Origin of the sequence: Ureibacillus acetophenoni (assembly GCF_900220965.1) — a bacterium.
Lineage (GTDB): Bacteria > Bacillota > Bacilli > Bacillales_A > Planococcaceae > Ureibacillus > Ureibacillus acetophenoni.
On record NZ_OBQC01000001.1, the window covers coordinates 242,865 to 265,538 of the forward strand.

The 22,674-nt window shown below is 36.3% G+C and carries 19 protein-coding genes and 1 pseudogene; 17 read left to right on the plus strand and 3 right to left on the minus strand.

Annotated features, from left to right (window positions below):
• The first annotated feature begins 536 nt into the window (after window positions 1–536).
• From CRO45_RS01005 to CRO45_RS01020, 4 genes and pseudogenes are all read left to right on the plus strand, one after another.
• On the plus strand, window positions 537–740 hold the full coding sequence (locus CRO45_RS01005; protein ID WP_097147763.1) for a helix-turn-helix transcriptional regulator: 204 nt from the start codon (window positions 537–539) through the stop codon (window positions 738–740).
• Complete coding sequence (locus tag CRO45_RS01010; RefSeq protein WP_097147764.1) at window positions 741–1,049, plus strand: DUF3796 domain-containing protein; 309 nt, start codon at window positions 741–743, stop codon at window positions 1,047–1,049.
• A gap of 163 nt (window positions 1,050–1,212) precedes the next feature.
• Window positions 1,213–2,037: a bifunctional hydroxymethylpyrimidine kinase/phosphomethylpyrimidine kinase gene (thiD, locus tag CRO45_RS01015; protein ID WP_097147765.1), complete on the plus strand. Its 825-nt coding sequence runs from the start codon at window positions 1,213–1,215 to the stop codon at window positions 2,035–2,037.
• Between the two features lie 118 nt (window positions 2,038–2,155).
• Window positions 2,156–3,503: pseudogene (locus CRO45_RS01020) on the plus strand (IS3 family transposase).
• Window positions 3,504–3,697: 194 nt separating this feature from the next.
• On the opposite strand, the gene CRO45_RS01025 reads toward CRO45_RS01020, so the two are convergent.
• On the minus strand, window positions 3,698–4,123 hold the full coding sequence (locus CRO45_RS01025; protein WP_097147766.1) for a VOC family protein: 426 nt from the start codon (window positions 4,121–4,123) through the stop codon (window positions 3,698–3,700).
• Window positions 4,124–4,471: 348 nt separating this feature from the next.
• Between CRO45_RS01025 and secA the strand changes: the two genes are divergently transcribed.
• The 3 genes from secA to prfB all read left to right on the plus strand — a co-directional run bounded on the left by secA (window position 4,472) and on the right by prfB (window position 8,655).
• On the plus strand, window positions 4,472–6,979 hold the full coding sequence (gene secA / locus CRO45_RS01030) for a preprotein translocase subunit SecA (protein WP_097147767.1): 2,508 nt from the start codon (window positions 4,472–4,474) through the stop codon (window positions 6,977–6,979).
• 107 nt (window positions 6,980–7,086) lie between these two features.
• Complete coding sequence (locus tag CRO45_RS01035; protein ID WP_097147768.1) at window positions 7,087–7,266, plus strand: hypothetical protein; 180 nt, start codon at window positions 7,087–7,089, stop codon at window positions 7,264–7,266.
• A gap of 287 nt (window positions 7,267–7,553) precedes the next feature.
• Window positions 7,554–8,655, plus strand: a protein-coding gene (gene prfB / locus CRO45_RS01040) for a peptide chain release factor 2 (RefSeq protein ID WP_097148083.1) whose coding sequence is annotated in 2 segments (ribosomal slippage) — window positions 7,554–7,625 and window positions 7,627–8,655 — 1,101 coding nt in all. Because the reading frame shifts where the segments join, the coding sequence is not laid out codon by codon here.
• A gap of 58 nt (window positions 8,656–8,713) precedes the next feature.
• Here prfB and CRO45_RS01045 read toward each other — a convergent pair.
• Window positions 8,714–9,091, minus strand: coding sequence for a hypothetical protein (locus CRO45_RS01045; protein WP_097147769.1), 378 nt, complete (start codon window positions 9,089–9,091; stop codon window positions 8,714–8,716).
• Between the two features lie 193 nt (window positions 9,092–9,284).
• On the opposite strand from CRO45_RS01045, the gene CRO45_RS01050 reads away from it, so the two are divergent.
• Window positions 9,285–9,665: a hypothetical protein gene (locus CRO45_RS01050; protein WP_097147770.1), complete on the plus strand. Its 381-nt coding sequence runs from the start codon at window positions 9,285–9,287 to the stop codon at window positions 9,663–9,665.
• A 114-nt stretch (window positions 9,666–9,779) separates the two neighbouring features.
• On the opposite strand, the gene CRO45_RS01055 is transcribed toward CRO45_RS01050, so the two are convergent.
• Window positions 9,780–10,283, minus strand: coding sequence for a competence protein ComK (locus CRO45_RS01055; RefSeq protein WP_097147771.1), 504 nt, complete (start codon window positions 10,281–10,283; stop codon window positions 9,780–9,782).
• Window positions 10,284–10,479: 196 nt separating this feature from the next.
• Between CRO45_RS01055 and CRO45_RS01060 the strand changes: the two genes are divergently transcribed.
• From CRO45_RS01060 to CRO45_RS01100, 9 genes are all read left to right on the plus strand, one after another.
• Window positions 10,480–10,713, plus strand: coding sequence for an IDEAL domain-containing protein (locus CRO45_RS01060; protein WP_097147772.1), 234 nt, complete (start codon window positions 10,480–10,482; stop codon window positions 10,711–10,713).
• A gap of 224 nt (window positions 10,714–10,937) precedes the next feature.
• Window positions 10,938–12,914: an excinuclease ABC subunit UvrB gene (gene uvrB, locus CRO45_RS01065; RefSeq protein ID WP_097147773.1), complete on the plus strand. Its 1,977-nt coding sequence runs from the start codon at window positions 10,938–10,940 to the stop codon at window positions 12,912–12,914.
• Window positions 12,915–12,919: 5 nt separating this feature from the next.
• Window positions 12,920–15,787 (plus strand): excinuclease ABC subunit UvrA, encoded by a 2,868-nt coding sequence (uvrA, locus tag CRO45_RS01070; protein WP_097147774.1) that lies wholly within the window; start codon window positions 12,920–12,922, stop codon window positions 15,785–15,787.
• 120 nt (window positions 15,788–15,907) lie between these two features.
• A complete protein-coding gene (locus CRO45_RS01075; protein ID WP_097147775.1) occupies window positions 15,908–17,128 on the plus strand; it encodes a DUF4097 family beta strand repeat-containing protein in 1,221 nt (406 codons plus the stop codon).
• 273 nt (window positions 17,129–17,401) lie between these two features.
• The gene (gene ftsE / locus CRO45_RS01080) at window positions 17,402–18,088 is read left to right on the plus strand and encodes a cell division ATP-binding protein FtsE (RefSeq protein ID WP_097147776.1); all 687 of its coding nucleotides are present in this window, start codon (window positions 17,402–17,404) and stop codon (window positions 18,086–18,088) included.
• Complete coding sequence (gene ftsX / locus CRO45_RS01085) at window positions 18,078–18,974, plus strand: permease-like cell division protein FtsX (RefSeq protein ID WP_097147777.1); 897 nt, start codon at window positions 18,078–18,080, stop codon at window positions 18,972–18,974. The genes ftsE and ftsX overlap by 11 nt, the downstream gene beginning before the upstream one ends.
• A gap of 21 nt (window positions 18,975–18,995) precedes the next feature.
• The gene (locus tag CRO45_RS01090; protein WP_328588570.1) at window positions 18,996–20,234 is read left to right on the plus strand and encodes a murein hydrolase activator EnvC family protein; all 1,239 of its coding nucleotides are present in this window, start codon (window positions 18,996–18,998) and stop codon (window positions 20,232–20,234) included.
• 155 nt (window positions 20,235–20,389) lie between these two features.
• Complete coding sequence (locus CRO45_RS01095) at window positions 20,390–20,992, plus strand: peroxiredoxin family protein (RefSeq protein ID WP_097147778.1); 603 nt, start codon at window positions 20,390–20,392, stop codon at window positions 20,990–20,992.
• A gap of 94 nt (window positions 20,993–21,086) precedes the next feature.
• The gene (locus CRO45_RS01100; RefSeq protein ID WP_097147779.1) at window positions 21,087–22,529 is read left to right on the plus strand and encodes a S41 family peptidase; all 1,443 of its coding nucleotides are present in this window, start codon (window positions 21,087–21,089) and stop codon (window positions 22,527–22,529) included.
• Window positions 22,530–22,674 lie beyond the last annotated feature (145 nt).

Sequence of the window (22,674 nt, forward strand, 5' to 3'; positions counted from 1 at the left end):
ATTTTGTCAGGATTCTAATAACTATTCATTTTTTCTAATAACTTAAGGAAAATTTCTAAAAACAGCTCAATTTTTTCTAATATTAGAGTCACGAGAGTTTAAAAATAGGTTAGATTCTAATAACCATTCTATTTTTTCTAATAACCTATGCAAATTTTCTAATAACACATTGATTTTTTCTAATATTAAGCTCTAACCTTTTATATTTACTCTTCTTTTCCCGAGATTCACATTCACCAAGTAAGTAAATACTTATTTCGGGTACCAGGTACACACACAATTCTGGAACAATTCAGAATATTTCCGGTGACAGGTACACAAACAATTCCGGAACAATTCAGAATATTTCGGGTGCCAGGTACACAAACAATTCCGGAACAATTCAGAATATTTCGGGTGCCAGGTACACAAACAAGCTACACAAACAATTCTGAAAATTTGATAATAAAATGTAAAGCCTACTTGACATTTCATTTAAATGTAAAGTATACTTTACGTAAAGTTAACTTTACATTTTGGGGTTGAGGGGTGAGAAGGTGCAGAATCGCATCAAAGATTTGCGAACCGTTTTTGATTTGACTCAAGATGAACTCGCTGAACGGTTAGAAGTATCAAGACAGACCATTATTTCACTGGAAAAGGGACGGTATAACCCGTCCATCATGTTGGCGTACAAAATTGCAAAGGTGTTTCAATGTCGGATTGAAGATGTTTTTATTTTCGAAGGGGAGGAAAAATAAATGGATTTCAATAATTTTTGGGTGCAATTAGTTTTCTGGATTATTTTAGGGGTGTTTGTTATTAGCTCGTTTATTATTCCAAGAAAGTTAGTAAAAAAGAAAAAACAGCATGATGAGCGATTTGTTTATAACGATCATTTAGGGCGTTCTTATGGTTGGATGGGTTCTGTAGTTGTCATTTTTATATGCTGGTTTTTATCCCTTGCAGTATTTAAAGAGCTCCTTGCATTTTGGTTAATTTCTATTATTTGGGCAGGACACATGACTTCATATGCTATTGGAACTGCTATAGCGAATAGTCGGAATTAAATCACCGATAATTTGAGAATCCATTTTAAATGAATGGATTCTTTTTTTGTACTGACCTTAATTAACTTTATTAACCTAATTCTTTTCACAATGCCCTAAATATGTTTAAATTTATTTATTTACATATATCCCATTATTCGTCGTTCAATAAAGGAGAATTACTATGACAATCGCTTACGCTTGTACCATTGCTGGGTCGGCTGCTCGAGGTGGGGCAGGGATTCAAGCGGACTTAAAAACATTTCAAGAGCTCGGTGTGTTTGGAACGACTGCTATTACCGCATTTGTTGCTAACCATCCAGAAATAAAACAAGGCATTTTCACGCAATCAATGGATGTAATCGAGGCTCAACTGCATACCATTTTTGATCAATTTCATTTGGACTCTGTGAAAACAGGTATGTTATTTACAAGAGAAATAATTGAATTTGTTGCGTCATGGTTGGAAGAACATCCACTTAAAAATATCGTCGTCGATCCAGTCATGTTCGGCAAAATTGGCTCTGCACTACTGAAGCCTGATGCGATGGATTCGTTAAAGACGAAATTAATCCCTCAGGCAACTATCATTACCCCGAATATGCCTGAAGCATCATTCCTGCTTGGTGAGCGAAAGATTGAGACGGTTTCGGATTTACAAGATGCAGCGCGAGATTTATTAGAGTTAGGATCGAAAAAAGTTTTAGTAAAAGGCGGGAGGTTGGGCGGTCCAGCAGTGGATGTTTTGTATGATGGAGTAAAAATGATTCATCTTGAAGCGCCGCGTATTGAAACAATTCATACAAATGGTGCAGGTTGTTCTTATTCTGCTGCGATAACAGCTGGATTAGCAAAGGGGATGTCCACTACAGAAGCCGTTGTGTTAGCGAAAAACTTTGTGACAGCAGGCATTCGTCGTCACATTCCATTCGAAGGAGTAGCGGGTGCTATTGATCATCGTGCTTATAAAGAAGTAGGTGAAAACGGGGTAATCGTGAACGAAATATAAATTTTACAGGAACTGGGGACTTTTTGTTCTCAGTTTTTTTATTTTTAAAAAAAACCTACCCCATGAACTGCACCCCAATTGTTAGACACCATCTAACAATTGGAGGTGCAGTTTTTCTATGGCTAAATTTACTACAGAAGATAAGTTACAAGCAGTTAATCGTTATTTAAATGGAACTGAAAGTTCTGTTGAAATAGCTAAATCTATAGGAACTGATAATAAAGCGATTCTTAAATGGGTCAAACAATTTGAATACAATGGTGTAGATGCATTTGATAAGCAATATACAAATTACACACAACAGTATAAACTAGACGTACTAAATTATATGATTGAACACGGTACGTCCTTAAATGAAACAGCAGCTATATTTAAAATAGCTGCACCTTCAACATTAAGCACTTGGAGAAAGCAATTTGAGACACAAGGATTAGATGCCCTTCAATCAAAAAATAAGGGGCGTCCATCCATGAAAAAAGAGTCTATGAAACAAACAAATCAATCACCAGCCGAAGGATCTGTCGAAGCTCTGGAAGCACGTATTAAGCAGCTTGAAATGGAAAATGCGTATTTAAAAAAGTTGAATGCCTTAGTTCAAAACAAGGAAAAATCACCAAACAAGACAAAGCACAAGTAGTCTATGAATTAAGGCATGAGTTTCCGGTGATAGACTAGCGGGGATCCATAGAAGCACATACTATTATTACGTAAAACAAATGGATAAACCCGATCCAGATGCCGACTTAAAAATCGAAATAAAAGCTATTTATGACGAACATGAAGGTCGTTATGGATACCGTCGAATTCGTGATGAATTAGCGAATCGTGGTAAAAAAGTGAATCATAAAAAAGTACAAAGAATCATGAAGGAATTAGGTTTAAAATGCCTTGTACGCATGAAAAAATATAAATCTTATAAAGGGACAGTTGGTAAAATTGCGCCCAATATTTTAGATCGTAAATTTACAGCTGATCATCCGAATGAGAAATGGGTAACGGATATTACAGAGTTTAAATTATTTGGAGAGAAGCTTTACTTATCACCTGTATTAGATTTATTCAATGGAGAGATTATCACATACACGATTGGCTCTAGACCAACGTACTCTCTTGTATCAATGATGCTGGAACAAGCACTAGAACGGTTACCAGAAGACCACCAGCTACTCATGCATTCAGATCAAGGTTGGCATTATCAAATGAAAAAATATCGTGAGGCTTTACAAAAGAGAGGAATCACTCAAAGCATGTCCCGTAAGGGAAACTGTTACGATAATTCAGTTATGGAGAATTTCTTTGGCATCATGAAATCAGAGTTTCTTTATTTCAAAGAATTTGAGAGTGTAGAACATTTTAAAATAGAACTAGAAAAATATATTGAGTACTATAATAACAAAAGAATTAAGGCGAAATTAAAAGGCATGAGTCCGATACAATACCGAACTCATGCTCAACAAGTTGCTTAATATAAATCCGGAATGTTGATTGCGAGCCGCGACCTACCCATCCATTTCTTCCTCGCTACGCTTCGGAAGAAATGAATGGGTAGGATTAAGTAGTCCTTATACTAAATCTTTTAATTCTCTCAAATATCAATAACAAACAAATAACCGTGTCTAACTTTTCGGGGTCACATCACCATAAGAGATAGGTTCTGAATTTATTGTCCTTCCGGAACTTCATGGCTAAACTGCCATTCAACTCCGAACTTGTCCTTAAGGGCACCGTAGGCTTTACTCCAAAAAGTTTCTTGCAGCTCCATTGTCACTTGGCCGCCTTCTCGTAGTGCTTCGAATGAACTTCTTAAATACTCTTCATCATCTGATAACACGGCGACCGTGACATTGTTACCTACTACATATGGCTGACCCGGCCAAGTATCAGAGAACATTACTCGGCTACCAGCGATATTCAGTCGAGTGTGCATAACTAAGTTCTTCGCTTCTTCAGGCATTTCAAAATTCGGGTCATTATGTGCTTCTCCAAAAGTTTGAATTACTGGTTTTTCTGTCTTGAATACATCTGCATAAAATTCCGCTGCTTCACGGCAATTACCATTAAAAACTAAATATACTACTACACCCATCTTCAATACCTCCTACAATGGTTTAATACGTAATATACATTCAAGAAATGCACATCATATCCCTTTTATCCTTACAAATAATTTTTTATACAGGGCTTACCTAGAAGTTTTCAGAATTGTTTGTGTACCTGGCACCCGAAATATTCAGAATTGTCCCGGAATTGTGTGTGTACCTGGTACCCAAAATATTCAGAATTGTGTGTGTACCTGGCACCCAAAATATTCTGAATTATTCCAGAATAATGTGAGTGACTGGCGCCAATTTCATGAATTAAGTAAGGTCATTTGCCCCACTCTGTTCTATTTGTTAGAATGGAGAGTGAGACTATATAGGAAGTGAAAAATTTTATGGCTAACATATTAAGTAAAATTTTTGATCCGAACAAAAAAGAACTTAAAAAACTTGAAAAAAAAGCAGATCAAATAGAGGCACTTGCTTCTCAAATGGAGAAGTTGTCAGACGATGAATTAAAAGAAAAAACAACGGAATTTAAACAACGTTATCAAGATGGCGAAACGTTAGAAAAAATGCTACCTGAAGCATTTGCTGTTTGTCGTGAAGCCTCTAAACGTGTTCTAGGAATGTACCCATTCCGCGTACAATTAATGGGTGCGGCAGCTCTGAACGACGGAAATATCGCAGAAATGAAAACGGGGGAAGGGAAAACGTTAACTTCCACAATGGCCGTTTATTTAAATGCGTTAACTGGTAAAGGGGTACACGTTGTTACAGTGAACGAATACCTTGCTACTCGTGACGCTTCCCAAATGGGTGAACTTTATAACTTCCTAGGTTTAACGGTTGGTTTAAATTTAAACAGCTTATCAAAAGAAGAAAAACGTGAAGCATATGCTGCGGACATTACATATACAACGAACAACGAATTAGGGTTCGACTATTTACGTGACAACATGGTTCTTTATAAAGAAGACCGTGTTCAACGTCCATTGTATTACGCAGTAATTGACGAAGTTGACTCGATTTTAATTGATGAAGCACGTACACCTTTAATCATTTCTGGACAAGCTGGTAAATCAGCGAAACTTTATGTTCAGTCAAATGCATTTGTACGCATGTTGAAACCGGAAGAAGATTATACGTACGAAGAAACAACTAAAGGTGTTACGTTAACGGAAAGCGGAATTTCCAAAGCTGAAAAAGCATTTGGTGTAGATAATTTATTTGATTTAACACATGTACGTCTATTACATGCAATTAATCAATCATTAAAAGCTCATGCTTCTATGCATCGTGACGTAGACTATGTTGTACAGGAAGGCGAAATCGTAATCGTTGACGGCTTCACTGGTCGTTTAATGAAAGGCCGTCGTTACTCAGATGGTTTACACCAAGCAATTGAAGCTAAAGAAGGCGTTGAGATTCAAAACGAATCGATGACAATGGCAACAATTACGTTCCAAAACTACTTCCGTATGTATGAAAAACTATCTGGTATGACAGGTACGGCGAAAACGGAAGAAGAAGAGTTCCGTAATATTTACAACATGCAAGTAATTGCAATTCCAACGAATAAACCAATTGCACGTCAAGACAAACCAGATTTAATCTTCGCTACAATGGATGGGAAGTTTAAGGCGGTTGCGAATGATATTGCAGAACGCCACAAAGCTGGGCAACCTGTATTAGTTGGTACAGTTGCAATTGAAACATCGGAAATTATTTCGAATCTATTAACTAAATATAAAATTCCACATAATGTGTTGAACGCGAAAAACCATGAACGTGAAGCAGAAATTATTTTAGATGCTGGTAAACGTGGTGCGGTAACAATCGCGACGAACATGGCTGGTCGTGGTACAGACATTAAACTTGGTGAAGGTGTTCTAGAGCTTGGTGGTCTTGCGGTTATTGGTACAGAGCGTCATGAATCACGCCGTATTGATAATCAGCTGCGCGGTCGTTCTGGTCGTCAAGGAGACCCTGGTATTACACAATTCTACCTTTCACTTGAAGATGAGTTAATGCGTCGTTTCGGTTCAGATAAAATGAAAGCGATGATGACACGTCTTGGTATGGATGATTCTCAACCGATTCAGTCTGGTATGGTTTCAAGAGCTGTTGAAGGTGCACAAAAACGTGTTGAAGGAAATAACTTCGACGCTCGTAAACGTTTATTACAATACGATGATGTGTTACGTCAACAACGTGAGATCATTTACCAAGAACGTCGTCAAGTGCTTGAATCTGAAAATATGCGTGAGCTTGTGGAATCAATGATTCAAGAATCTATTGAAACAAATGTTGCCGTTCATACGCAAGGTGACCAAAACGAGTGGAACTTAAAAGCTATAGAAGATTATGTTCAAGGAAATCTTTTAGACGAAGGTGTTGTGACGGTTGCTCACCTAGAAGGTAAGTCTCCTGAAGAAATGATTAACCTCATCTTTGATGAAGTTCAGAAAAAATATGACGAGAAAGAAGAAGACTTGACTTCCGAACGTATGCGTGAGTTCGAGAAAGTTATCTTACTTCGCTCAATTGATACAAAATGGATTGACCATATCGATGCAATGGATCAATTACGTCAAGGGATTCATTTACGTGCTTATGGTCAAACGGATCCACTTCGCGAATACCAAAAAGAAGGTTTCACAATGTTCGAAGATATGGTTGCTTCGATCCGCGAAGACGTTGCGAAGTACGCAATGAAAGCACAAATCCGAAACAACTTAGAACGTGAAGAAGTAGCGAAAGGCCAAGCGGTAAACCCGAAAGAAGAAGCTACACCGAAGAAAAAACAACCGGTCCGAAGAGCAGAGAACATCGGACGCAACGACCCATGTCCATGCGGAAGCGGCAAGAAATACAAAAACTGTCACGGTGCAGCGCAGTAAGTAAGTGAATTTTCGGGACAAAAAATAAAGAATCTCGGAAAAAATGTCTAATAAAAGCGGGTTTCTGGACAAAAGATCTGGATACTCTGGAAAAGTGTCTCGTAAAAATGATTTACGAGACAAAAACTGGAGAATTTCAGAAAAAGTGTCACGAAAAAGCGATTTGCGGGACAGAAAATGAAGAAATTCAGAAAAAGTGTCACGAAAAAGTGATTTGCGAGACAAAAAATGAAGAAATTCGGAAAAAGTGTCACGAAAAAGTGTTTTACGAGACAAAAAATGAATGAATTCCAAAAAAGTGTCACGAGATCGGTTCTCAAGGACAAAACTCGCTGAACTTCCGAAAAAGTGTCCACGAGCCCGCTTCTCGAGGACAAAAAAAGCGGAATTTCTAAAAAACTGTCCACGAGACCTCATCTCACGGACAAAATCTTATCCTTAATAACCAAACCTTTTTAAGAACAGTAACACATATTCGCATTACCTTTTATTATAACAACTCGAACCGTTGCCACGCGCGTCGTAAAGGCACGGTTCTCTCAATTTCGTACAGTACGGGGGATTTCATTTAATGATTGAATTAGCAGAAGTAAGAAATATATTAGAAACAACAGCCTCAAAGTTGGCGGACTTTAGGGGGTCTCTTTGACTTAGAAAACAAAGAGCCACGTATTCTAGAGCTTGATGAAATGATGCTTATGCCGGATTTCTGGAATGACCAAGAAGCAGCACAAAAAGTCATCAATGAAGCAAATGCTCTGAAAGCAATAGTAAATGAATATAACGATCTCTTGTTAACACAAGAGAACTTAGAAATGACATTGGAGCTTCTAAAAGAGGAGCCAGATGAAGATTTACAAAACGAGCTAGGTGAAGAATTAGCGGATTTCCAAAAGAAAATGGATGCCTTTGAACTTCAAATGCTACTTAGTGAACCATACGATAAAAACAATGCCATTTTAGAACTGCATCCTGGTGCAGGTGGTACGGAGTCACAAGATTGGGGTTCCATGTTATTACGTATGTATACGCGTTGGGCAGAACAACATGGCTTCAAAGTAGAGACGATGGATTATTTGCCTGGAGATGAAGCGGGAATTAAATCTGTGACGTTATTAATCCAAGGTCATAATGCCTACGGTTATTTGAAAGCTGAAAAAGGTGTTCACCGTTTAGTTCGTATTTCGCCTTTTGACTCGGCAGGTCGCCGTCATACATCTTTTGTTTCTTGCGATGTTATGCCAGAATTCAACAATGAAATTGAAATCGAAGTGCGTACAGAAGATTTAAAAGTCGATACGTACCGTTCAACTGGTGCAGGTGGTCAGCACATTAATACAACTGACTCTGCGGTTCGTATTACTCACATTCCGACAGGTGTCGTTGTATCTTGTCAGGCTGAACGATCCCAAATTAAAAACCGTGAAAAGGCAATGAGTATGTTAAAGGCGAAACTTTATCAATTAGAAATTGAGAAGCAACAAGCTGAACTTGATGCGATTCGCGGTGAACAAAAAGAAATTGGTTGGGGTTCACAAATACGTTCATACGTATTTCACCCTTACTCAATGGTAAAAGATCATCGAACGAATTTTGAAACTGGTAACGTCCATGCCGTGATGGATGGCGAGTTAGATGGTTTCATTAATGCATACTTGCGTTCACGTATAGGGTAATATAATATCAGCATCCATTAGATTTAAAACAATGGATGCTGTTTTTATTTCAATGAATTTAGTAATCAAGCATACCAATTTTCTTTTTCAATAACCGTATATCCCCTTTTGATGTTACAGAATTGTGGGCTAAAATCATCATTTGTTCATTGATGCTATCGAGTTTTTCAATTAAAATCTGTTGGTTTTTGTTTGATTGTTCCTCTAAAGAACCGACTCTAACTTCAAGCGAACCTGATCTTTCTTCCAAAGAACCGACTCTTTCTTCAAGCGAACCTATTCTTTCTTCCAGCAAACCCACTCTATCTTCAAGCGAACTCATCCTATCTTCAAGCGAACTCATCCTATCCTCAAGCGAAGACATTCTACTTTCCAGCGAGTCCATTTTTTTAGAAAGTTCTAACACTGCTTGTAATACTGCGTTCATCTCACTCAAATTTACACCTCCCACAAATAGTATTCGTTAACTTCAGATTATATAGAAATAAAATCTGAACAACAATGCCGCAAAAAATGGTTAAAATGTAGTTCCAAATAAAAACCCAGCCTAAATTTTTAGTTGTAGTTGCATATTTTCAAATCTGTTGTACAATATAAGAACAAACGTTCTGTTAATAGGAGGAGTTTTAGTGGCGCACGTTCCCATTGAAGCTGTCCCGTACTTAGAAGCGGCAATATATTTACCAATGTTATTAATTGTTTTAGATCAAGACTATGCTCAATTAGAAGTAGGGCAGTTTAAGTTGAAACAACCGTATATTAATTTAATTGATAAGGTTAGGAAGAATGCACTTGAGGACTTTAAAAAAACGAAGGCGTATTTGTCTCGTCATCAATTGAAGGTTATTCGTGGTGATAGTGATGAGCTATTTACCGAGTATTATTTTCATTATGAGCAGGCGATGGAAGTAAGAAGGTATTCAAATATACGCCTTCGAAATAGAGTAGAAAATTTACTTGATTATTATTTCAACTCTAATAATCGGATGTCTATCACGTCTATCTTGTAAAGAAGGATTCACCAAAGCTTGAAGAAATGATGCCATATCAAGCTCCATAAAATCTTGGCCACGTTTTCCAACATTATTACTAGTCTAAAATACGTAAGCGACGTTTTCTAAAGATTAAAGAAGTAAGTCGTTTTGAATGATTAAACGTTTGTTGCTCGCATGTTTTTGTAGCATAGTTGCTCTTACGTATTGGTTGTTGAAAGATGTTTGTGGCAACTGTAAAATTATCTCTCGTTCATCTTTTAATGTAATTTTAGTTTGATCATTTACTGATTGAATGTTTATGATGCTATGTAGACCAACCCAAACATTACTTGAAGATGTAGGAGATAGAATTGGAAAGAACACTAACGGAACACCGTAATCATAAGCAATGATGACAGGTAATTTATGCTTACTATCACCAAGAAACCTTTTAGAAAATTCCCGAGCTGCATTATACTTTGACCCCATTAAGTCACAGGATTTACGAATGATATAGAGAGGTTTTCTTGAGACAATGACCTCACCACTCTTATCATAAACCCGAGAATATAGCTTGTCCCCGTGTTCGATAGGTTCAATCAAATAGGAATTGAAAGATAAATAATATGAATCGACAGTCTGTAGTTTTTTCATGTATCTCACCCCTTTCCGGTGTTAATATTTTACATAACCACCAATTCGTAATCATAATAATACAAAATCCCTTAAATTTCAACGACAATTTGTCGAAAATTTTGACAATTTAAAAAGTGGAATCTATTTTTCAGAATATATTGCAAATTGAAAAATATTTTTTTATAATAGAAAAAAGGGAATCGGGGTGATATCGATGGATAAATATTATTCATACACAGATTTTCTTAAGGCAGTTGGACAATATCAACATGCAAATGAATCTGAGAAATTGTTGAATGACATTTATATGGACTTGTTTTTGAACGGAATTCAAAGAATGCAACGTATTGAGGAACTAAAACATCTCATCGATAAAGCATTAGATGAAAGAGATGAAAAGGCATTTTATACTTATGCCGAAGAATTAAATGAATTACAAGAATCATGAGATAGCATATAAGCCGCCTATTTAACTTGTTTCAACCTGAAATTGGAACAAGTTCATCTAGGCGGCTTTTAATCTGCCTAGAAACGACTCGCAAAATATTCGAGAACCGCTCAGTCTTAATCGCCTAACAAAATAAAGAATATACGTTCGCTTATTTATCGATTTTTTAAAATGAATATGCTACACTAAACTTACGATAAATTGGTGAAAGGATGGCCGATTGAATGACATTTGAATTGCAGTCCCCGTACCAACCTAGTGGTGACCAACCAGAAGCGATTAAACAACTTGTACAAGGCGTAAACGAAGGAAAACGTCACCAAACATTATTAGGAGCAACTGGTACAGGAAAAACGTTTACAATCTCCAATGTAATAAAAGAAGTTAACAAACCTACACTTGTCATAGCACACAATAAAACACTTGCTGGCCAACTATACAGTGAGTTCAAACAATTTTTCCCAAACAATGCAGTTGAATATTTTGTCAGTTACTATGATTACTTCCAACCTGAAGCGTATATACCACAAACTGATACATACATCGAAAAAGATTCAAGCATAAACGATGAGATCGATAAACTTAGACACTCTGCAACATCTGCTCTATTTGAACGAGATGATGTCATTATCATTGCCTCAGTTTCTTGTATATATGGTTTAGGGAATCCGGAAGAGTATCGTGAATTGGTTGTATCTATACGAAATGGTATGGAAATAGAACGTAACCAACTACTCCGTAAACTTGTTGATGTTCAATACGAGCGAAACGACGTGAACTTCCAACGGGGAACGTTCAGAGTACGTGGAGATGTAGTGGAAATTTTCCCAGCATCCCGTGACGAACATTGTATTCGTGTAGAATTTTTCGGAGATGAGATTGATCGAATTCGTGAAGTCGATGCGTTAACTGGAGAAATTTTAGGTGAGCGAGATCATGTAGCGATTTTCCCAGCATCCCACTTCGTAACACGAGAAGAAAAAATGAAAATAGCGATCCAAAATATTGAAAAAGAGTTGGAAGATCGACTAGAAAAACTACGTTCTGAAGATAGATTACTTGAAGCGCAAAGACTAGAACAACGAACAAACTATGACTTGGAAATGATGCGCGAAATGGGCTTCTGTTCAGGAATTGAAAACTATTCTAGGCATTTAACATTAAGAGAAGCTGGCGCAACACCTTATACATTATTAGACTACTTCCCAAAAGACTTCTTACTCGTTGTCGATGAGAGTCACGTAACTTTACCACAAGTACGAGGAATGTATAATGGTGACCAAGCAAGGAAAAACGTATTAGTAGAGCATGGATTCCGTTTACCATCTGCTCTGGATAATAGACCTTTAAAATTTGAAGAGTTTGAACAACATATTCACCAAGCAATTTATGTTTCTGCAACGCCTGGTCCATATGAATTAGAACACACACCTGAAATGGTTGAACAAATTATCCGACCAACTGGATTACTCGATCCAACTATCGACGTGCGACCAATCGAAGGGCAAATTGATGATTTAATCGATGAAATTAATGAACGCGTGAAGAAAAATGAACGTGTTCTTATTACAACATTAACGAAGAAAATGTCCGAAGATTTAACAGACTATCTAAAAGAGATAGGTATTAAGGTAGAATATCTTCACTCTGAAATAAAAACATTAGAACGGATTGAAATTATTCGCGAGCTACGAAAAGGGACCTACGATGTGTTAGTAGGAATTAACTTACTTCGTGAAGGATTAGATATCCCTGAAGTATCCCTCGTTGCAATATTAGACGCAGATAAAGAAGGATTTTTACGTTCGGAACGTTCATTAATTCAAACGATTGGACGTGCTGCTCGTAATGCGAACGGTCATGTTATTTTATATGCAGACAATATAACAGATTCCATGAAGAAAGCAATTGATGAAACGAAACGTCGTCGTGCAATTCAGGAAGAATACAATAAAAAACACGGAATTACACCACAGACAATTCAGAAGAAGATTCCGGACTTAATACGTGCTACACAAGCTGCCGAAGAAGAAGAAACATACGTTACAAAAGTAACGAAGGGCAAGAAATTAACAAAGGCAGAACTGGAGAAGTTAATTGCATCATTAGAATTAGAAATGAAAGAAGCAGCGAAGTCGCTTGATTTCGAACGTGCTGCAGAACTTCGAGATACAATATTCGAACTGAAGGTAGAAGGGTGACCAAAGTGAAAAATACAGAAATTGTTGTGCAAGGAGCACGTTCCAATAATTTAAAAAATGTAAATGTAACTATCCCGCGAGATCAACTTGTAGTCATTACAGGCTTATCTGGTTCTGGGAAATCATCGCTAGCTTTTGACACAATTTATGCAGAAGGTCAAAGAAGATATGTAGAATCGTTATCTGCTTATGCACGTCAATTTCTAGGAAATGTCGATAAACCGGATGTCGATTCGATTGAAGGTTTATCTCCTGCCATTGCGATTGACCAAAAAACAACGAGTCGTAACCCGCGTTCAACGGTTGGTACAGTAACAGAAATTTACGATTATTTTCGTCTATTATTTGCACGAGTAGGAAGACCGATTTGTCCTAATCATGGAATTGAAATTGCATCCCAATCGATCGAACAAATGGTAGACCGACTTATAGAATATCCAGAACGTACAAAAATGCAGCTTCTTGCACCAATTGTATCTGGGAAAAAAGGAACACATGTAAAACTTCTTGAAGATTTGAAAAAGCAAGGATATGTACGTGTTCGAGTTGATGGTGAAATGCGTGACTTAGATGATTCAATCGAACTCGATAAAAATAAAAAGCATGACATTGAAGTAGTCATTGATCGTGTCGTCATTAAAGAAGGAATTGATTCGCGTTTATATGATTCCCTTGAAACAGCTTGTAATTTAGCCGAGGGCCGCGTATTAGTAGATGTGATGGAACAAGAAGAATTATTATTTAGTCAACATCATGCCTGTCCAATGTGTGGTTTCTCTATTGGTGAATTAGAACCAAGAATGTTCTCGTTCAACAGTCCATTTGGAGCATGTCCATCTTGTGATGGGTTAGGGTTTAAGCAAGAAGTAGATCTTGATTTAGTCATACCTGATTGGAGTAAAACATTAGAAGAACATGCCATTGCTCCGTGGGAACCAACGAGTTCTCAATATTATCCACAGCTATTAAAATCAGTTTGTGATCATTATAATATTCCGATGAACGTTCCGGTATCAGAACTACCTAAGGAACAAATGGATAAGATTTTATACGGATCTAATGGAGAGCTTATTTATTTTTATTATGAAAGTGACTATGGAAGTGTTCATAATAAGAGCATTCCATTTGAAGGTGTTGTGAACAATATTGATCGACGTTTCCGTGAATCTTCTTCCGAATACGTTCGCGAACAAATGTCGAAATACATGGCTGAACAGAAATGTCCATCATGTAAAGGAATGCGTTTAAAGCCTGAATCATTGGCCGTTAAAGTCGAAGGATTAAACATTTCCGAAGCTACACAACATTCTATTCAAGATATGTACGGCTTCTTTTCAACATTGAATTTAACTGAAAAAGAAATGCAAATTGCAAGACTCATTATACGAGAAATTACACAACGGTTAAGTTTCCTTATTAATGTTGGACTTGATTATTTAACATTATCTCGTTCAGCAGGAACCTTGTCCGGTGGGGAAGCACAGCGAATCCGACTGGCCACTCAAATTGGTTCTCGTTTAACAGGGGTTCTCTATATACTAGACGAACCATCCATTGGACTTCATCAACGAGACAATGATCGCTTAATTTCTACATTAAAAGAAATGCGCGATTTAGGAAATACATTAATCGTCGTAGAACATGACGAAGATACGATGAATGCTGCCGATTATTTAATCGATGTTGGGCCACATGCCGGTGTTCATGGTGGAGAGATTGTTGCTGCAGGAACTCCACAAGAAGTAATGCAAAATGAAGACTCAATTACTGGTCAATACTTATGTGGTAAAAAATTCATTCCACTTCCAAAAGAGCGTCGTAAACCAGATGGTCGAAAACTAACGATTAAAGGTGCAAAAGAAAACAATTTAAAAAATGTAAAAGTGGATATTCCTTTAGGACAATTTATTGCAGTGACTGGTGTTTCAGGTTCAGGTAAATCAACACTAATCAATGAAATATTATATAAATCCCTTGCACATCATCTAAACCGAGCACGATCAAAACCAGGACATCATAAAGAAATTGTCGGTATGGAGCATTTGGATAAAGTCATTGATATTGACCAATCTCCAATAGGTCGTACACCACGTTCAAACCCTGCAACATATACAGGGGTGTTCGATGATATTCGTGATCTATTTGCCTCTACAAATGAAGCGAAAGTGCGCGGTTATAAAAAGGGTCGATTCAGCTTCAACACTAAAGGTGGACGATGTGAAGCTTGTAGTGGAGACGGGATTATACGAATTGAAATGCACTTCTTACCAGATGTGTATGTACCGTGTGAAGTATGTCATGGTAAACGATATAACCGTGAAACTTTAGAAGTTCGATACAAAGAAAAAAATATAGCGGACATTTTAGATATGACTATTGAAGAAGGCGTTAAATTTTTTGAAAATGTTCCGAAAATCCAACGTAAACTGCAAACGATTGTTGATGTTGGACTTGGCTATATGAAGCTTGGCCAACCTGCAACAACATTATCTGGTGGGGAAGCACAGCGTGTAAAACTTGCTTCTGAACTACATCGCCGCTCAACAGGAAAATCGTTCTATATTTTGGACGAGCCAACGACAGGACTACATGCCCATGATATTGCTCGATTATTAAAAGTCCTACAAAGGCTTGTTGAAAATGGTGATACGGTTTTAGTAATCGAACATAATTTAGATGTCATTAAAACAGCTGATTATATTATCGATCTTGGCCCTGAAGGTGGAGACAAGGGTGGTACAATTATTGCAACTGGTACACCTGAAGAAGTTGCTAAAGTGAAAGGTTCTTATACTGGCCACTATTTAAAACCGATTTTAGAACGTGACCAAAAACGAATGGAAGAATTATTAGCAAACGCTGCAAATAAATAAATTCCAAACCAAAACTGATGCTTTCAACAAATCAATAAAAATTTGTCAATACAGAAATGAAACTTTTTAGCTTCCCTTGACGTATACTTGGTATACAAAGTTGAGGGAGGCTTTTTATTAATGGAAAACGAAAGAAAACGCATTTTAAATTTAGTTGAGAATGGAACAATTTCTGCAGAAGAGGCAATTGTTTTACTAGAGGCGTTATCAAAAGAAAAAGAATCCACTCAGGGGAAAACTGTTCCAGTACCTGTTCCTGTTACGAAAAAAGAATCATCTGAAGAACCGAATTTTGAAAAATACAATAGAGAGCATAAATCAAAGCAAAGCTTCGAAGATATGTTTAGCAATATGTTTAACAATAAAGAATCAAACAAAAAAATGAATGAATTTATCAACGACTTAAAACAAGATTTGTCTCAATTTAGCAGCAAAATGATGGATTTAGTGAATACGACTTTTACGAAAGTAAAAGACTTCGACTTTGAGTTTCCTTTTGGCGAAAAAGTGGAATTTAATAACACTTACGAATATAAGGGAGAAGAAATCAAAGGAATCGAAATCGATATTCCAACAGGAAAAATTGATGTTGTAAGAAGTGAAGGCGACCAAGTCATTGTCGAAGCAAAAGTAAAAACGGCACTAGTCAATGACGATGAAGCAAAAACAAAAGAAGATTTTGAGCAACAATTTATCCAACTAAAAGATGGGAAATTGGATATTACGACACCTTCTAAAATGTCACAAGTGACATTGCGCTTAGCATTACCCGAAAAACATTATGATTTAATTAATTTCCGTCTACTAAATGGTGGTGTTACTGTATCTCAACTTGATACGAAGTTATTAAAAATTAAATCATATAATGGTGCAGTAAAACTAGACCATAGTACATTCGAAACTGCGACAATTAATGGCGGAAACGGTGCAATCGAATTACGTAACGTGAAAGGTGACGATTTAGAAGCAGAAACAGTAAATGGACGCATTTATATTAATGGCCAATTGCAAGAAGTTGAAGCAGAATCCGTTAATGGTGCAGTTGCTGTCACAACGACTTCTGAAACAGCACGGAAAATTAAAGCAAGCACAGTTGCAGGTGCAGTGGAACTTTATATTCCTAGAAATGTGAGCATTGAAGGACAAGTTTCAACAAATTTTGGAAAATCTGACATTGGATTATCAGATGTTACACAAAGCTCAGTGGAAGATCAGTTTTTAAGTAAAACAACTTCATTTAGTAAAATTGTAGAAGATGCAACAACATTAAAAATAGTTGGTGAATCAAGAACAGGAAGTATTATTGTCCGCTACACAGTAGAATCAGATCACCAAGAATAATAAATTAAAAAGTGAGTGAATCGCGAAATAGCATATGCGATTCACTCTATTTTTTTGCCTAAAATCCGACAGATAACCTGACTGATAAAATACAGACACGAATCCTATTTCTTTTACTTTCGAAAAATGCCATACTTTGTATATAAAATAATGTCAAATGCTAGCAGAAAAAACAACATTCAACTGAATATGAAACAAAAATGTAATAATATGAGTTTAAAAGAATGATATAATCTAAAAGGGAAGAAATATAGATAGAATTTAGGTGAATCCATGATTTCGATGAAAGATGTCTACAAAAAATATCCGAACGGCGTTGTTGCTGCCAATGGTATTTCAGTCGATATTGGACAAGGCGAATTTGTATACGTGGTTGGACCAAGCGGTGCTGGGAAATCCACTTTTATAAAAATGATGTATAGCGAAGAAAAACCAACATCTGGTGATGTTATTATAAATGGAAAAAATATAACGACAATGAAAAAAAGTCAAATCCCTCAACTAAGAAGAGAGCTTGGAGTAGTATTCCAAGATTTTAAACTGTTACCGAAACTAAATGTTTTTGAGAATGTAGCATTTGCTTTAGAAGTAATTGAAGAACATCCAAAAGTCATTAAAAAACGAGTAATGGAAGTATTAGATTTAGTAGGGTTAAAACATAAAATGCGCATGTTACCAAGCGAGTTATCAGGAGGAGAGCAACAAAGAATTTCTATTGCACGCTCTATTGTTAACGTTCCAAGTATCGTAATTGCGGACGAGCCTACAGGGAACCTTGACCCTGAAAACTCTTGGGAAATCATGAAAATATTTGAAGAAATTAATACACGTGGTACTACTGTTGTTATGGCAACCCACAACCGTGAAATTGTTAACACAATCCGTAAACGTGTCATCGCCATTGAAGGCGGTATGATCGCTAGAGATATAAACGGAGGTGACTACGGTTATGAAGGGTAGAACAATACGTCGCCATTTTCGTGAGAGTTTTAAATCACTAAGTCGAAATGGATGGATGACGTTTGCTTCTATAAGTGCCGTCACTGTCACACTATTACTTGTCGGTGTGTTTGCCATTCTTATGATGAATTTAAACCATACCGCAACTTCTGTTGAAGAAGATGTAGAAGTAAAAGTTCTCATTACGATTATTGAAGATGAACAACAAGCTAAAGCTGCTGAGGAAAAGCTCATTGAACAAGTGAAGAAAATACCAGGGGTTGCAGAGGCTAGATACTCTTCTAAAGATGAAGAGTTAAATCTACTTATTGAAAAGCTTGGAGATGAATTTAAGCTTTATGAACAAAGTAACCCATTACGTAGTGCAATCTATGTAAAAGCGGCAGATCCACAAGATATTTTAAAAATTTCTGATCAAATTAAGAAATTAGAACATGTACATAATGTCGTAGATGGAAAAGATACCGTTGAAAACTTATTTGACTTCTTAGAAACTGCTAGAAATATAGGGCTAGTATTAATTTTAGGCTTACTATTTACAGTCATTTTCTTAATTTCTAATACAATTCGAATTACTATTATTGCTCGAAAAGATGAAATTGAGATTATGAAATTAGTAGGAGCAACGAATTCCTTTGTGCGAATTCCATTTTTATTAGAAGGAATGTGGATAGGAATTTTAGGTGCAATTATTCCAATGGTTGCAGTCTCTGTTGCTTACTACAATTTATACAATGCATTAGCCCCACAATTAAAAGGACAATTACTTCAAATGCTAGAAGTTTCTCCGTTAATTTGGCAAGTAAATGGGTTAATGATTATTCTCGGGATCTTCATTGGCTTATGGGGAAGTTTCATGTCCGTACGTAAATTTCTTAAAGCATAGTTTTTGAGAGGAGTCTTAGTAGTGAAGAAACTATTTAAAATGCAAGTGAAACTCTTCGTCGCAATTGTAGCTATTCTATTATTGGTACAAGTACCTATTACATATGCGGCTAATTTATCAGAATTAAAAGGTCAAAAAAGTGAAATTGAAAAACAAAAAAATGAACTAAATTCAGAAATTAAAGCAAAATCTTCAGAGATTTCTACAATTGAATCAAAACTAAAAGAATTAGTAGCTCAAATTGAAGCGTTAAGCGCAAAAATTACTTCTACGAATGCTGAAATTACAACTGTAAATGCTGAAATTGAAGATGCGAACAATAAAATCATCGCATTGGAAGAAGAAATTGCAATTTTACAAGAAAAAATCGAACAACGTGACCTTCTTTTGCAAGATCGTGCCCGTGCCATCCAAGAAAACGGTACAGTTGACTACTTAGATGTGTTACTTGGTGCGAATAGTTTCGTAGATTTTATAGACCGTTTTTCTGCGGTAAATACATTAATTGAAGCAGACCGTCAAATTATGCGTGAACAACAAGATGACCAAAATCAATTAGAAGAGCAAAAACTTGTATTAGAAAATACAAGGAAAGAACTTGAAGATAAAAAAGCCGAACTTCAAAGATTAAAAGAGTCTCTTGATTCACAAAAAGCTGAGAAAGACCGCTATATTAACGAATTAGAAGCCGAGCAAGAAAAACTTAAAAATGAAAAGCAATTACTTGAAGAAGAATACTCAGAAGCTCTGATTTTGGATAAAGAATTAGACCAAAAAATTAAAGCAGAAACACAACGAATGTTAGAAGAATTAAGAAAGCAAAATGCTGGTAATTTACCAAATACTTCAGATGGTACATTTATGAAACCAACGAACGGTCGTTTAACTAGTCCTTGGGGCTGGCGTAACCTTGGCTTTGGTGCAGAATTCCACTATGGAATTGACCTTGCCAATAGCACTGGTACACCAATCGTTGCTTCAGCGGGTGGTATTGTGACATATGCAGCGCCATTATCTACGTATGGAAACTGTATTATCATTACTCATTCCGTTAATGGACAAATCTTCACAACAGTTTATGCTCATTTGAGTACGATCCAAGTAAGTAAAGGACAATCTGTTAGTAAAGGTGAACAAATTGGTTTAATGGGTAGCACAGGTCGTTCAACAGGCCCACACTTACATTTCGAAATCCATACTGGTCCATGGAATGGTCAAAAAGCTGGTAACGTCAATCCGTTACGATATATCTCATTATAAAATTCCAACTCACTAGGTTATTAAGCCTAGTGAGTTTTTTTGAGTTCACAAAAACGATATTTGTTAAACCACAAAGATTTAGCAATGTATGTTATTCTAATGGAAAATACTATATAAATTTTCTAGTGAATGTTGTGGTAATCAGGAGGAATACAATGAAAAAATCCATGATAGGTATGATCGTCGTTTTAGTGCTAGTTGCCATTGCGCTTATAGGATATATCAATGAAGAAATGAACTCAAGTAACCAAGTTAGCGAAGCTTCCCAGATTAAAGGATATGAAGTCAATTTAGATAAGCAAGAATATGGAATTAAAAAGGGACAAATGGCACCGGATTTTACTTTACAAACAATTGCTGGTGACACGCTTACATTATCTGATTTAAAAGGAAAGAAAGTAGTCCTTAATTTTTGGGCTACATGGTGTCCACCGTGCAAAAAAGAAATGCCAGCACTACAAAATTACTATGAAAAATTTGCGGAAAAAGAAAATGTTGAAATTGTGGCAGTAAACTTAACCCATACCGAAAGAGGATTTAATATGAAAGAAAACTATGAAATGGTAGGTTTATTTGTTGATAGTTATGATCTTACTTTTCCAATTCCGTTAATGGAAGAAGATTCACTTAGTAAAACGTATCAAATTGTAACAATACCTTCTACATTTATGATTGATACAGAAGGACGGATTCAACATCAGATACTAGGTCCATTAGACGAAGATTCAATAGACAAGTTTATAAGTCAATTAGAGTAATATGATGAACAATTAAATAAAGAAAAATAAATTCGACCAATGCAAGTGTTAGGATAGCTCGTACTTTCATAAATTGTACGAGAGGAGGTTAATCTTGCGAAAAGGTCGAATTTTTATTTTATTAGGTTTTGTCTGCTTAATAATTGCATTATTTATCGTTTGGCAAAGTTTGAATAGTAAAGAAAAAGGGGTTACAAGCGTAAGTAATGTAGCGGTTATCGATGAAGTGTATTCATTAATAACAGAGAAATCGGTTTATAGTATTCCACAAGAAAAACTAATTGAAGGGGCACTTCGAGGAATGACGAATGCCTTAGAAGATCCATACAGTACGTATTATACAGAAAAAGAAGCAGCACTCCACAAACAATCATTAGCTGGACAAAGAGTAGGTATTGGTATTGAAATAACTGAAAAGAATGGACGCTTTATCGTCGTATCACCAGTGAAATCTTCCCCTGCGGAGAAGGCAGGAATCCGACCATTCGATGAAATTGTACAAGTTGATGATCAACGTCTCGATGGAAAAACAATGGGGGAACTTCTTAACCTAATCCAAGGAAATGCTGGTGAAGAAGTTACTTTGGTCATTTATCGTCCAAGCACAGACAGGCATATCACTGTAACTTTAGAACGTATGGAAATTAAAAATGATACTGTTGAATCTCAAGTATTAGAAATTGAAGATGTAAAAATAGGATATGTCTCTATTTCACTGTTTGGTGAAAAAACTGCAAATGAGTGGGTTGAAGCAACAAATGATCTATTAGCTCAAGATGTTAAAGGGATTATAGTGGATTTACGTGATAACCCAGGGGGCTATCTACATAGCGTTGCAGCTGTTGTAAGTAGTGTTGAACGAGAAGGGGAAGTCTTTGCTTATATGCAAAATGGAGCTGGTGCAATGGAGCCACTGCACACAGCGAAACTTGAAGTAGAGCAAAACTATTTAGATCAGATGAATAAAGTTCCTATGATAGTTCTTCAAAACGAAGGAAGTGCTTCTGCAAGTGAAGTGATGGCAGGTGCATTACAAAGTTGGGATCGTGCATCAATTGTTGGTGTTAAAAGCTTTGGAAAAGGAACTGTCCAAGAAACGATGGAGTTACAAAACAAAGGCGAACTTAAACTTTCGACAAATAAATGGCTCACGCCAAAAAGAGATTGGATTCATGGAAAAGGAATAAATGTAGATATTGAAGTAGAACAGCATCCACTCTTTTTACTAGAAGTTATTCCACTTAAAGGTAATTTTGAAGAAGGGGATTTCAGTGAAGAAATTGCCTATGTTCAAAAGGTATTAAATGGTCTAGGGTATAAGGTGACAAGGACAGATGGCTTCTATGATAAAGAAACTGGAGATGCAGTGGCATTATATCGCGAGCGTAGTAATTTACTTGAAGGGCGACATATGAACGAAGAATTATTTAATAGTATTAGTGAACAAGTTGTAGCCTATAAACAAGAACAATCCCACGATTTACAATTACAAATGGGTATAAGCGTCATGGTTCATACGATTAAAGGAAATATATAAATAGATTATCTTAAAAGCTCATTTCAATTATGAAGTGGGCTTTTTTGTTCGCTTGTAAAAATTTATTTCTATTATTTTCTTATTTAATTCCTTTTACACTACGCAACTAATCTATTAGAATGTTACAATGTCAATAATAGTAGTT

What these genes read in the sequence shown, in the direction of transcription:
- CRO45_RS01010 (WP_097147764.1), top strand. Translation starts at nt 741, where the DNA reads ATGGATTTCAATAATTTTTGGGTGCAATTAGTTTTCTGGATTATTTTA.
- thiD (WP_097147765.1), top strand. Translation starts at nt 1,213, where the DNA reads ATGACAATCGCTTACGCTTGTACCATTGCTGGGTCGGCTGCTCGAGGT.
- CRO45_RS01025 (WP_097147766.1), bottom strand. Translation starts at nt 4,123, where the DNA reads ATGGGTGTAGTAGTATATTTAGTTTTTAATGGTAATTGCCGTGAAGCA.
- secA (WP_097147767.1), top strand. Translation starts at nt 4,472, where the DNA reads ATGGCTAACATATTAAGTAAAATTTTTGATCCGAACAAAAAAGAACTT.
- CRO45_RS01035 (WP_097147768.1), top strand. Translation starts at nt 7,087, where the DNA reads ATGATTTACGAGACAAAAACTGGAGAATTTCAGAAAAAGTGTCACGAA.
- CRO45_RS01055 (WP_097147771.1), bottom strand. Translation starts at nt 10,283, where the DNA reads ATGAAAAAACTACAGACTGTCGATTCATATTATTTATCTTTCAATTCC.
- CRO45_RS01060 (WP_097147772.1), top strand. Translation starts at nt 10,480, where the DNA reads ATGGATAAATATTATTCATACACAGATTTTCTTAAGGCAGTTGGACAA.
- uvrB (WP_097147773.1), top strand. Translation starts at nt 10,938, where the DNA reads ATGACATTTGAATTGCAGTCCCCGTACCAACCTAGTGGTGACCAACCA.
- CRO45_RS01075 (WP_097147775.1), top strand. Translation starts at nt 15,908, where the DNA reads ATGGAAAACGAAAGAAAACGCATTTTAAATTTAGTTGAGAATGGAACA.
- ftsE (WP_097147776.1), top strand. Translation starts at nt 17,402, where the DNA reads ATGATTTCGATGAAAGATGTCTACAAAAAATATCCGAACGGCGTTGTT.
- ftsX (WP_097147777.1), top strand. Translation starts at nt 18,078, where the DNA reads ATGAAGGGTAGAACAATACGTCGCCATTTTCGTGAGAGTTTTAAATCA.
- CRO45_RS01095 (WP_097147778.1), top strand. Translation starts at nt 20,390, where the DNA reads ATGAAAAAATCCATGATAGGTATGATCGTCGTTTTAGTGCTAGTTGCC.